This window comes from uncultured Methylobacterium sp. (assembly GCF_964244095.1).
Lineage (GTDB): Bacteria > Pseudomonadota > Alphaproteobacteria > Rhizobiales > Beijerinckiaceae > Methylobacterium.
In genome coordinates this window covers 1-11702 of sequence record NZ_CAXTHR010000131.1, presented here as the reverse complement: position 1 = coordinate 11702, position 11702 = coordinate 1, and the positions used below count along the sequence as shown (strand labels likewise).

Sequence of the window (11702 nt, the reverse complement as noted above, 5' to 3'; positions counted from 1 at the left end):
TGTCCGACATCCTCCGCCCGACGCATGTCGGCTTCCGCAGCACGAGCCTCGTCGCGCAGTACGTCGGCGCCTCGTCGGGGCAAGGCATCGCCATGCTGCCGAGCTTCGTCGCGGCCCACAATCCGGCGCTCGTGCCCGTCCTGCCGGCGCTCTCCACCCTCCGCGACATCTGGCTGTCGGTGCACGAGGATCTCGTCCATATCGCCCGCATCAAGGCCGTGGCGGGCTTCCTGGAGACGTGGCTCGCCGCAGATCGGGCCTTCCTCCTGGGTGAGGGACCGCCAATAGAGGCGCTGCCGGCGGGCCCTTGACCGCTGCTAGAGCGTATTATGAACTGATCATCAGTGTTTCGGCTCGTTTGAGCATGAGACGGACGAAGGCGACCATGTGCAGGCCTGCGAGTGTACGGGCATAGCCTTCGTAGTCCTTGACGAGGCGTCGGCAGCGCGTGGCCCAGGCGAAGGACCGCTCGACGACCCAGCGGCGCGGCAGCAGCACATCCTTCGACAGGCTCAGGATGAGAGCCGCGCTTGGCCTAGGGCGCCTTGACCGCCTCCAATGCGATCCTGTGGGCCTTGGCCGCCTCGGCGGCTCTGTCGCCTGTGTAGCCCTGATCGACAAAGGCGAGGTCCACGCTGCCACCCGTCTCCGCCTGGACCGCGGCGGCCAACCCTCCGACCTCGCCACGGTCGCCGGCATCGGCCGGCGTCACGTGCAGGGCGACCGGAAGGGCCAGGGTGTCCACCGCCAGATGCACCTTCGCGCCCTTCTTGCGCTTGCCTCCGTCGTAGCCCGCCCGCTCCCCGCTCTCGGGCCAAGACCGCAGGGTCCGGCTGTCCAGCACCACCGCCGACGGCTCCGGCTCCCGATCCGCCGCCATCCGCATCGCAGCCCGCCGCAGCACAGCCTGCAGGTCGCCGGCCACGTCCAGGAAGCAATCGGTGGACAGCCACCGCTGCATCTGCTGGTAGACCGCCGCCCACGGCGGCAGATCGTGCGGCATGAACCGCCACGGCGCGCCCGTCCGCACAACGCCATATGCACCTAGACTCGCCTGATCGCTTCGAACTTCCTGATCGCTGCGAGCTAAGGCTCAAGCGATTGCCCGGGAAGCGGACACGGTGAGCGTCGGCAATAGGTCGGACGCTACCGTTCACAGTAGTGGGGCAGACCAAGTCGATTTCGAGATTGCGTCCATGACCAGGGGATGATCCTCGTTCTTGAATAGGTGCTCATAGCGATCCATCGTCATCTCGAGACTTGAATGGCCCGCAAATGTCTGCACCGTTTTCGGGCTCAGACCTGCTTCGATCCAGCACGACACCGCGAAATGTCGCAATGCGTGCCAGTTAAATCGCGCCTGCGGCTCGGGGACCCTCGAAGGGTCGGCCTCGTGGCACTCATTCATCGCAGCGAACAGGTGCGCACCTGCCAATCCCGCAGCGCCGCCACCGTCCCCGCCCCGAGCGGCACCGTCCGCATCCCGGCGGTCGTCTTCGTCGCATCCTCCTCACCGAACTCGTCGACGCGCGTCTCGATCCGCACCCCGCCGATGTCGAGATGGCGCCATCGCAGCGCGTGCATCTCGCCCGCGCGAAGGCCCGTCATCGCCGCAAATAGCAGGACGACGCGGAAGTCCGGATCTGCGGCGGCCAGCAGCTGCCGCACCGCCTCCTTCGAGGGCGCCACGATCACCTTCGAGCCCTCGTCCCGGCGCCCGATCACCCGCACGCCCTGCGCCATGTTGACGGTAATCAGGTCGCGGCCGATCGCATAGGCGAGGATCAGTCGCAGCGTGCCAAGCACCTTACGTGTCATCGCCACCGACCGGTTTGCCGCCCGCAGTCGGTCGCGGAAGTCCCCGACCGCCCGGCCGGTCAGCTGACGCAGCTTCACTGACGCCAAGCCTGCCTCGAAGGCGCACGCATTCTGCAGGGTGCGTGCGCTGCGGCCCGCGGGCGGACAGACGTAGTTATGCACGTGGCCGGTGTAGACCTCGAAAGTGCCGCGCGTCATGCGCTCACGCCGCTCCATGCGGCCGCGGCAATAGGCGAGGAATTGCTTGGCCACCACTTCGACCCTCACTTGGTCGCCGTCGGCGCGGTAGGTGCCGGCCCGCAGTTGCTCCTCGGCCTCAACTCGAAAGGTGTCGGCCTGCCGCTTCGTCTCGAACTGGCGTCGGGCGCGGCGCCCCTGCTCGTCGACCTAGTCGACGACCCAGCCGACCTTTGTCTCACCCTTGCCTGTCCGCCAGACCCGCTTCCTGACCCCCACGATCAATGCGGATCCAACCGCTCATCCTTCTTTCGTTTTTATCACGATTGATCCTCGACGGGCAAGATCAATCGTGTTAGACACCGATGATGCGGACGACGACTCGCTGCCCTTGCCCCGATCATTCGCCTAAGCTGCGAATGGTTACGCTTGCACGAGGGGAGCTGTGGCTGATGGCCGGACCGCGCGAACTGGTGGAGACGATGGCCGAGGCGCTGGGCATCCCGGCGACGACGCTCGTGGTCTACGACCGCAGCCTGCTGGAAGCCGGGCTGCGCTCCAAGCACGGGCGCGGCCGCGGTGCGCCGATCGTCACGGCGCGGGACGCCGCGCACCTGCTGACCGCCGTGCTCGCCAGTCCGCTGGTGAAGGACAGCGTGCACTCGGTCGAACGTTACGCAGCGACATGCGCGCGGCGGAGCGAGGCCGGGAATGGATTCGAAGCCCTCGGCATCGCCGAGCTGACGGCGTTGACGGAGCGGAGCAGCTTCGTCGACGGTCTGGAGGCGCTGTTCACCGCGGTCGCGAGCGGCTCACTACGCGCTGCGCTCGGCCTACAGAGGCAGGATGCGGATCTGCCGCTGATCCAAGTCGCGCCGCTGATCACGGTGATGGCGACGACGCCCGCCACGATCGGCGAGATCCGGCTCGGCGGCGTCCGGCGCAAGACCGCCGCGGTGCTCTACGCGCTGCACGAGCGCGATGGTGATGGCGGCGCGGGTGAGCCGGCTGCCAAGGACTTCGAAGAGGCTGTCGAGCACTATCGCGCTGATACCGACCTGGAACAACAACGCCGCGTCTCGACCCGCACGATCATCCGGGTGGGCAAGCTGCTGGCCAACGAGAGGAGAGCATCATGATGGAGACCACGCCGCCCAGTGCGGGCCACCCGGCGGTCGATGCCGCCGGCAGCTTGGCGCCCGACCTGCTGCGCGGGGCGGAGGAGATCGCCGAGTTCTTGTACGGCGCGCGTAGCCGCCGGCGCAGCGTCTACCACCTCGCCGAGACCTCGCAGTTGCCGGTCTTTCGGCTCGGTTCGCAGCTCTGCGCGCTACTCGGTCATGCTGGCCTGGATCACGGCGCAGGAGAAGCGCGGCCGGTAAGGGAAGTTCGCTGAGGCAGAACAGTCGGATGGCACGTCGATCAGGCACGTCCCAAGCCGCCATCGCCCGCGCGCTGAAGGCCGCGCGCGCCGCGGACCTCACGATCGCGCGTGTCGAGATCGACCCGGCGACGGGCCGCATCGTCATCGTCTCCGCGGAGACCGGCAAGCCGGAACCGAGCCAACTCGAAGCCTGGAGGGCGGCCCGTGGTTCGCGCTGCCTATCCGGGCGTCTTCGCCACCTACAAGCGTTTGAAGGACGCGACCCGGAAGGCGTACTGGTATCACCGCGCGACAGGGCAGCGGCTGGACGGCGTGCCTGGATCGCGGGAGTTCATCTTGATCTATGCTGAGGCCGAGCGTTCCCTCATCGCACGGCATTCGGGCGACACCTTCAACGGGCTGATTCGGGCCTACACGACGTCGCCGGAGTTCGAGACCAAACTTTCGGCAGGCATCCAGCGCGAATACAAGCGCAGGCTCACCAAGGCCAAGCCGGAATTCGGCGACATGCCGCGCGAGGCGCTCAACGACCCGGGCGTACGCAAGGACCTGCTCGACTGGCGCGCCAAGGTCGCGCGGACCTCGGGCGAGCGTGAGTGCGACAACCGGCTGTCCGTCATCTCGGCGATGCTGAGCTGGGCGCAGGAGAACGGTCGCCTTCCCGCCAATCACATCCGCGGCTTCCGCCGCTTTGCGCGGTTGTGGGAGCAGGCGGCGAATGAGGTCGGGCTGCGGCAGGTCATGCTACCGGGGCTGGCGACGCCAGTCAGCCTGCACTTCCACGACCTGCGTGGCACGGCCGTGGCGATGCTGTCGGAGGCCGGTTGCAACCCGCAGCAGATCGCAGCGATCACCGGCCACTCGCTCAAGACCGTTACGGTGATCCTGGACCGCTACCTAGCGCGCACGCGGGCGCTCGCGGACCAGGCGATCCTGAACTTCGAGACCTCGCCGCGGACGGAATTTGCAAGCCGACTGCAAACCGTCGCGCGATCGCCGGATCGGCCGAAGATAAAGATCGTTGTTTGAGAAGGATTTAAGTGGCGCGCCGGCCAGAATAGAACTGCGAACACTTATGTCATTGAGATTGTGAGATAAAGTTCGTGCTTCAGGAGGAGCAACCAGTTACGCTGATATAGTCTCAGGACCGTTCCCTGGCCAATGCGTCGAGGGCTGGACCGAGGCCGCGTAGCGAGAGCGGCAGGCTGATCTCGCGGCCCGTCGCGTCCTTGGAGGTGATCCGGCCCGGTTCGCGCGCGTTGCGCCAGCGCTTGAGCACGTCGTCCGGGGTGGGTGCATCGGCGAAGCAGCCGCTTGGCAGGCAGCGCCGCCAGGGCAGGTCGAGGGGCTGCCCATCGTCGTCTCCGGCCAGGATCTGCACGCTGCTTGGGAAGGACACGGCGGCCGGCAGGACGGCGATGACGCGCAGCGGCTCGCCCGCCGCCAGGCGCCCGATCGCGACTTGAGCAATTGGCGCGGCCTGTCCCTGCACCTGCATCGCCTGGGTGACCTCGCACAAGCGCCCCTTGTCTGCCTCGCCGAGGCGCTGGCAGCGCAGCACCCAGTCGCCGAAGCTCGCCGTCGTCGTGCCCGGCTCGACCGGCACCGGAGGTGCCGTGACGCTCGCGGCAGGCGGCTTGGCCGGTCCCGGCTGCGCCGATGCGAGCGAGGCGCCGAGGAGGCCGTTCGCGAGCAGGACGAGGAACGCGCGGCGGCCATGGCCGAGGCCGGCAATCCGACGAGGCGAGAACGTCGACATCAGGTGGCGGCTCCGTCGGAGGGAGGAGTAGATATGGACGATGAGGAGCCGGGCCCGGCAAAGCCCTGCGTGAAGTCGCGGATGCTCTGCAGGCTGACGAGGTGAGCGTAGATCGCGGACAACCAGCCACCCTCCCGCAGGCGGGCGAAACCGGCCTCGGGCAAGGCGGCGAGCGCCGCCTCGTCGATGCCGAGGACGCCGTGCAGCGCGTGGCTCTCGCCGCTTGCCGGATCGCGCCTCTCGATCGTGAGCGGCCGCAGCAGGGCGAGATCCTGCAGCAGCCGCCCGAGGCTCGCCGTGCGCCGGGCCGCCGCGGCGTAGTCGATCACCAGGCGGATGCGCTCGGCCAGGACAGGACTGTCCCCGCACCCAGCCTCGAAGAGCGGTCGCCATCCGTCGCCGGAATCGGCCGCGGCCTCCGTCGGTGGTGCGGCGAGGAGGCCTGAGGTGTCGTCGAAGCAGATCAGCGGGTCCGCGCCGTCGACCTCGCCGAGGATGAAAGGATAGCGGCGCAGATAGGCCGGCAGGTAGCGCCCCGTCCAGGTCCCTTGCGCATCGACGAGCGCCGAGGCGCCGGGCCTGAACCCCGTCAGGAAGACCGGCGTCGGCCCGAGGCTTTCGGGCAGGAACAGGATCGGCAGGTGACGGCAGGCCGGGCCGAACTCGTCGACGACCGCCGGCACGAGATGGCTGCCCCTCGCGAATCCGAACTCCTGCGGCTCGAGCAGGGTGAGCTCGCGATGGCGTTCGCGATCGAGCGGCACGATCGAGCGGTAGAACAGCGGCAGGTCGGACACCGGGATCTCTTGCGACGATGAGGGGCTGAGAGCAGACGGTGCGACGTGACCCGGCGAGGAGGACGGTCCACCAGTCACGTCGGCCCTGTCAGCGTGAGGCTTGCGGACGGGGCGCCGGTGGCGGGGCGGCGAGGCAGCCCGCGGCGCCCGACCCGGGGCAGACCACGATGCGGTCGAAGCGCGGGTCGGTGAAGAGCGGGATGACCGCCGTACCCTGCCCGGCTTGGCTGGCCGTCGCCCCGGCCTCGACCGGGAGGCCGGCCGCGGCATCGAACGGCCATCCCAGGTTCAGCCTGAGGCTGCGCTCGACCGTGCTGCCGAGGAAGGCCGGGGTGACGGCGATGCCCTGCGCGCCCGCCCCGGTGACCGTGAGCAGGCCGGGGGCGAAGGCGAGGCTGTAGTTGGCATTCGCGCTCAGGCTGCCCCGGCCGATGGTGTAGACGCCGGGTGGGCTGACCCCGTCCGCATCCGTGACCAGGGCTCCGGAGAGGCTATCGCCGTCGACGAGGCCGCGTCCGCCGATCGTGTAGGTCAGGGCCGGACTGGCGCCGGAGACGCGCCGGGTCTGGTTGTCCGCCGTGACGGTGATCGGCCGGGGGAGGACGCTCAGCGCGGCCCCCGCATAGGTGACGGCGTAGTTGGTCGAGGCCGCGAGCGTCCCTTGCGTGATCGCGTAGGCGCCGATGCCGGTCGTCGGACCGGCCGTGGTGGCCAGACCGCCCGTGAGCGTGTCGCCGTTGACCAGACCCGATTCGCCCACCGTGTAGGTCAGGGCCGGGTTGGCATCGCCGTAGGTGCGGCTCTGCGCGCCGGCGACGATCGTGAGCGGCCGTGCCGTGACCGCGAGGTCCGCGCCCCGATAGGTGAGCGCGTAATTGGCCGAGGCCGCGAGCGTCCCTTGCGTGATCGCGTAGGCGCCGATGCCGGTCGTCGGACCGGCCGTGGTCGCCAGGCCGCCCGTGAGCCCATCGCCGTTGGCGAGCCCGCTTCCGCCCACCGCGTAGGTCAGGACCGGGTTGGCATCGCCGTAGACGCGGCTCTGCGCGTCCGCCGTGACGGTGACCGGGCGCGCCGCCACGGTCAGGTTCGCGCCCTGGTAGGTGACGGCGTAGTTGGCGGACGCTGCCAGCGAGCCCTGGGTGATCGCGTAGGCGCCGACGCTGCTGCCGGTGGCCGCATTCGTGGTGAGCGCACCGGTGAGCCCATCGCCGTTGGCGAGCCCACGTCCTCCGACCTGATAGGTCAGCGCCGGGTTGGCGTCGCCGTAGGCCCGGCTCTGCGCGTCCGCCGTGACGGTGACCGGGCGCGCCGCCACGGTCAGGTTCGCGCCCTGGTAGGTGACGGCGTAGTTGGCGGACGCTGCCAGCGAGCCCTGGGTGATCGCGTAGGCGCCGACGCTGCTGCCGGTGGCCGCATTCGTGGTGAGCGCACCGGTGAGCCCATCGCCGTTGGCGAGCCCACGTCCTCCGACCTGATAGGTCAGCGCCGGGTTGGCGTCGCCGTAGGCCCGGCTCTGCGCGTCCGCCGTGACGGTGACCGGGCGGGGGGTGATGGTGAAGCTGCCGCCGGTGCGCGCCGTGACGGTGTAGTTGCCGTTGGTCAAGGTGCCCGCCACGGAGAGCGCGTAGGGGCTGCCGGCCACGCCCGAGGCCGCGGTGAGGCCGAAGCTGTTCGACAGGCCCGCGAGCACGCCCACGCCCTGGCCACCCTGCAGGCCGCTGGCCGAGAGGCCGGGATCGGCCGGCGTGTCGCCGTAGACCGAGGCTCCGCTGTTGGCCGTGACGGTGATCGGCGCCGGGGCGATCGTGAGCGTGCCGGTCGTCGGCAGGCTGTAGTTCGCCGCCCGCGCGTTGCCGCCGCTCACCTGGAGCGTCAGGCCCGACAGGCCGGAGCCCGCGTAGGCCCCGGCATCGGCCGAGGCCGTGGCTCCGGTGCCCGCACCCAGGCTCAGCGTCTCGCCGTTGACCGCACCCGCCAGCGTGAGCTGGCCCGTGGAGAACCCGGCCGTGGCATCGTAGGTCTTGGCCCCCGTCACCGTCAGCGGCGCCGGGGTGATGCCGAGGGCGGTGGCGTTGCCGGAGGCTTGGACGAACACGTAGTTGCCGTTGTTGGCCGTCAGCCCCGAACCCGTGATCGCGTAGCTGCCGACGTTGCTGCCAAGCCCCGCGGTCGTTGCGAAGGCAAGCGTGCCCGTCGTGGCGTTGGCCTGCGTGTCGGTGCCGACGAAGCCGGTCACGCGGCCCGACAGGACCTGGTTCGCCGCGCCGTAGGTCCGGCTCGCCGCGGCCGCCGCGTAGGCCAGCGTCGCCGGCGTGATCGTGACGGTCCCGGAGGCGCCGGCCAGGGTGTAGTTGGCGTTGTCGAGGCTCAGGCCGGCGAGGGCGCCGCCCGTCGTGCCGAGCGCCCGCACTCCGACGTCCCGGGCCGCCAGCACGCCGGTCCCCGACAGGGCGACCGCGTCGCCGGCCACGACGTTGCCGAGCGTCAGGATGCCGGCGGCGGCGTCCGTGCCGCCGTCATAGACCCGCGTGCCCGTCACCGTCACCGCGCGCGGCGCGACGGTCAGCCTGCCGGTATTGGCCGCCGCGATCGCGTAGCCGGCGGGCGAGGTCAGGCCGGAGATGTCGGCCGTGATCGTGTAGGGCGAGCCCGCCACGCTCGCGGTCCCGGCGGAGCCGGCCGACGTCACCGCCGGCGTGCCCGACAGCGCGGCCGCAAGCGAATCGCCGAGATAGGCGCCTGCCACGGCCGGCCTCAGGCCGCCGACGCCGTAGGCGCCGGCCACGCTCGCGCTCGCGTCGTCGCCGTAGCTCTTCGACAGGTTCGTCGTGGTGATGGTCAGCGTCGGCTGCTCGGCGAAGACGTAGCGGTTGCCGGTCGCGCTCACCGTGCCGCCCGCCGGCGTATTCCAGACGGCGGTGTTGGCGCTGTCGAGGCCGCCGAACGTGTCGCCCGCCGAGTCGGCCGAGTAGACCAGCCAGCGCCCGGAGGTGGCGGTCACCCCACCCGAGCCGGCGTTGTTGACGAAGGCGCCGCCCGCCGCGATCACGGGGCTGGCGCCGGAGACGCCGGCGCCCGAGGCCAGCGTGATCGTGCCGGCCGACGTCAGCGAGACCGCGCCGCTCGTCGTGACGCCGGCGACCGAGGTGCCGTCCGCGCGGCCGACCGTGCCGGTGGAGAGGCTGACGCCGTCGGCGAAGGCGAGGTTGCCGGCGGAAGCCGCGAGCGTGCCGACCGCGTTGCCCGAATTGCTGAGCGCGAACGTCCCGCCGCCGCCGAGCAGCAGCGCGCCCGCATTGATCGCGGCGCTCTGCGTGACCGCGCCCGGCGACAAGAGAGCGAGCGTCCCGCTCTGGCTGATGGCGCCGTCGAGGTTGAGCGCGCCGGCGGCGCTGATCTCGCGGTTGGCGAGCGAGAGGCCTGCGGCCGGGGTCGATCCGGCCGCCGCCGCGGTGGCGGCGTCGAGCGCCGACAGCGTGGTCAGGCTGCCCGCTGCCTGGCGCAGCCAGCCGCCGGAGAGATCGAGACCCGTGGCCGCGACCGCGCTTCCGGAGCTGCGCGCGAAGCTCGCCGCCGCGTTGGACAGGCTGCCGTTGGTCGGCACGGAGGCGACGAGGCCCGCGCCCGAGGCGAGCGTCCCCGTGGGCAGGACGATGTAGTAGTACCCGTTCGCCCCCGTGGTGGCCTGGCCGATCACCGAACCGCCGCTCGCCAGCGACACCGTCACCGCCCCGGCCGAACCGGAGGCCGCCGCCGTGGCGCCGACATCCGTGTAGGCGATGCCCGACACGGCCTGCACGCCGTTGGGGAAGAAGTTCGTCAGGTAGGGATAGAGCCCGCCCGCGCCGCCGGCGAAGGACGCGCCGAGATGGTTCGCATCCGTGAGCGTGCCGTTGCCCGGGAGCGGGTCGAGCCCCTGCATCTGCCGCGTGGTCAGCCCGACCAGCCCGGAGACGCCGGCGCCCTGGCTGTCGTCCCGCCCGATGCCGGTGCTCCGGCCGCTGGTCTGCACGTCCCAGTAGCTGCTCGTGACCGAACCACCCGCGGTGTTGTACCCGACGAGCCCGCCCACGGTGTTGGAGCCCGATCCGCCCGAGACGGCGCCGGTCGCATAGGTCTGCGTGAGCGTGCCGTAGAAGCCGCCGCCGTCGCCGTCGTTGATCCCGACGAGCCCGCCCACGGAGGAGGAGCCCGAGACGGCGCCCGTGGCGTAGGCCTGCGCGATCGGCGCTTGGTAGTTGTACCCGACGAGCCCGCCCACGGAGGAGGAGCCCGAGACGGCGCCGGTGGCGTAGGCCTGCACGATCGTGGCGGAGTAGCCGTCGCCGTTGCCCTCGTTGTACCCGACAAGTCCCCCCACGGAGTTGGAGCCGGAGACGGCGCCCGTCGCATAGGCCTCCGTGATGATGCCCAAGGAGTTGTACCCGACGAGCCCGCCCACGTAGTTGGAGCCCGATCCGCCCGACACCCCGCCGGTGGCGTAGGCCTGCGTGATCGTGGGGGTGTCGTTGCGGCCGACGAGCCCGCCCACGTTCGTGGAGCCCGATCCGCTCGAGACGGCGCCGGTGGCGTAGGTCTGCGTGAGCGTACCGCCGTTGAGGCCGACGAGCCCGCCCACGTTCGTGGAGCCCGATCCGCCCGAGACGGCGCCGGTGGCGTAGCTTAGCGTGACCGCGGAGCCGTTGCGGCCGGCGAGCCCGCCAACGCCGGAGGAGCCCGAGACCGCGCCGGTGGCGTGGGTCTGCGTGACCGTGCCGTCGAGATTGTCCCCGACCAGCCCGCCCACGTACTGAGCGCCCGAGACGGTGCCGGTGGCGTAGGCATTCGTGACGCTGCCGCCGCTGTTCAGGCCGATGAGTCCGCCCACGTCGTTTCTGCCCGAGACGGCGCCGGTCGCGTAGGCATTCGTCACCGTGCTGTAAACATTGTAGCCCACGAGCCCGCCTACGTAATCGCCCGAGGCGGTGACGGCGCCGGTGGCGTAGGCGTTGCTGAGCGTGCCTGGAACGATGATCGGGCCCTGGCGGACAGTGCTTGAATTCGCGCCCACGAGCCCGCCGACATAGTTCGCGCCCTGAACGGTACCGGTCCCGTAAGCGTTGACGATCGTGCCCGTGTTGGCCGCCGCCAGCGCGCCGACGAAATCCGCCCCCCTGACTTGCCCGCCGACCAGGCCGAGGTCGCGGACCGTCCCAGTCCCCGACAAGAAACCGAACAGGCCGGCATAGTTGCCGCTCTTGGCGATCGTCAGCCCGGTGATGGTATGGCCGAGCCCCTCGAACGTGCCGGAGAACCACGTCGCGCTGCTGTTGCTGCTGTTGTTGCCGACGAGCGCGTTCGTGTAGGTCGTGCCGGCGGCGGCGAGGTCGCCCGCCAGCGCGTAGCGGCCTGACAAGCCTCCCGCTTGCGCGTTGATCGCGTTGCCCGACGCCGCCGTGCCGTCGATGCCGTCGAGGTCGGCCATGGAATAGAGCAGCGTGTAGGCGTTGCCGTTGACCGTGAGGCCCCGCCCCGCCAGCGCACCCGTCGCCGCGCTGCCGTCCGCGTTGACGAAGCTGACGCCCGATCCTTGCGCGAAGGAGAGGTCGGTGACGGCCGGAGTCGTGGTGTTCCGGTCGTAGGCCAGGGCCACCGACGCCGCGCCCTGCGCGAGGACGGGAGCGTTGACCGCCAGCGCGCCGGCCGCCGACAGGCTCAGGCTGCCGCCGTTGACGATCGTGATCGGCCGCGCCACGGTGAGCGGCGCGCCCGAGGCCGTGGTCTGCAC

The 11702-nt window shown here is 70.6% G+C and carries 8 protein-coding genes and 2 pseudogenes; 4 read left to right on the top strand and 6 right to left on the bottom strand.

What is annotated here, in order from left to right:
* Window positions 1-311, top strand: a pseudogene (locus tag ACFE86_RS17560) (hypothetical protein); the annotation flags it as partial.
* A gap of 16 nt (window positions 312-327) precedes the next feature.
* Here ACFE86_RS17560 and ACFE86_RS17555 read toward each other — a convergent pair.
* The 3 genes and pseudogenes from ACFE86_RS17555 to ACFE86_RS17545 all read right to left on the bottom strand — a co-directional run.
* Window positions 328-1030 (bottom strand): annotated as a pseudogene (locus ACFE86_RS17555) (IS5 family transposase); the annotation flags it as partial.
* A gap of 123 nt (window positions 1031-1153) precedes the next feature.
* On the bottom strand, window positions 1154-1408 hold the full coding sequence (locus ACFE86_RS17550; RefSeq protein ID WP_375456610.1) for a tyrosine-type recombinase/integrase: 255 nt from the start codon (window positions 1406-1408) through the stop codon (window positions 1154-1156).
* Window positions 1405-2070 carry a tyrosine-type recombinase/integrase gene (locus ACFE86_RS17545; protein WP_375456609.1) on the bottom strand — a complete coding sequence of 222 codons (666 nt, stop codon included), beginning with the start codon at window positions 2068-2070 and terminating at the stop codon, window positions 1405-1407. The genes ACFE86_RS17550 and ACFE86_RS17545 overlap by 4 nt, the downstream gene beginning before the upstream one ends.
* A gap of 377 nt (window positions 2071-2447) precedes the next feature.
* Here ACFE86_RS17545 and ACFE86_RS17540 point away from each other — a divergent pair, with 377 nt between their 5' ends.
* The 3 genes from ACFE86_RS17540 (at window position 2448) to ACFE86_RS17530 (ending at window position 4408) form a co-directional block, all read left to right on the top strand.
* On the top strand, window positions 2448-3134 hold the full coding sequence (locus tag ACFE86_RS17540) for a hypothetical protein (protein ID WP_375456608.1): 687 nt from the start codon (window positions 2448-2450) through the stop codon (window positions 3132-3134).
* Window positions 3131-3391 carry a hypothetical protein gene (locus ACFE86_RS17535; protein WP_375456607.1) on the top strand — a complete coding sequence of 87 codons (261 nt, stop codon included), beginning with the start codon at window positions 3131-3133 and terminating at the stop codon, window positions 3389-3391. Before ACFE86_RS17540 ends, ACFE86_RS17535 begins: the two co-directional genes overlap by 4 nt.
* A 192-nt stretch (window positions 3392-3583) precedes the next feature.
* Window positions 3584-4408, top strand: a complete 825-nt coding sequence (locus ACFE86_RS17530) for an integrase (RefSeq protein ID WP_375456606.1) — start codon at window positions 3584-3586, stop codon at window positions 4406-4408.
* Between the two features lie 112 nt (window positions 4409-4520).
* On the opposite strand, the gene ACFE86_RS17525 is transcribed toward ACFE86_RS17530, so the two are convergent.
* The 3 genes from ACFE86_RS17525 to ACFE86_RS17515 all read right to left on the bottom strand — a co-directional run.
* Window positions 4521-5138, bottom strand: coding sequence for an invasion associated locus B family protein (locus ACFE86_RS17525; protein ID WP_375456605.1), 618 nt, complete (start codon window positions 5136-5138; stop codon window positions 4521-4523).
* Window positions 5138-5935, bottom strand: coding sequence for a SapC family protein (locus tag ACFE86_RS17520; RefSeq protein WP_375456604.1), 798 nt, complete (start codon window positions 5933-5935; stop codon window positions 5138-5140). Before ACFE86_RS17520 ends, ACFE86_RS17525 begins: the two co-directional genes overlap by 1 nt.
* An 88-nt stretch (window positions 5936-6023) precedes the next feature.
* The coding region (locus ACFE86_RS17515) for a beta strand repeat-containing protein (protein WP_375456603.1) at window positions 6024-11702 on the bottom strand (5679 nt) is incomplete at its 5' end.

Coding starts and splice junctions, on each gene's coding strand:
- ACFE86_RS17550 (WP_375456610.1), bottom strand. CDS start 1,408: ATGAATGAGTGCCACGAGGCCGACCCTTCGAGGGTCCCCGAGCCGCAG.
- ACFE86_RS17540 (WP_375456608.1), top strand. CDS start 2,448: ATGGCCGGACCGCGCGAACTGGTGGAGACGATGGCCGAGGCGCTGGGC.
- ACFE86_RS17535 (WP_375456607.1), top strand. CDS start 3,131: ATGATGGAGACCACGCCGCCCAGTGCGGGCCACCCGGCGGTCGATGCC.
- ACFE86_RS17525 (WP_375456605.1), bottom strand. CDS start 5,138: ATGTCGACGTTCTCGCCTCGTCGGATTGCCGGCCTCGGCCATGGCCGC.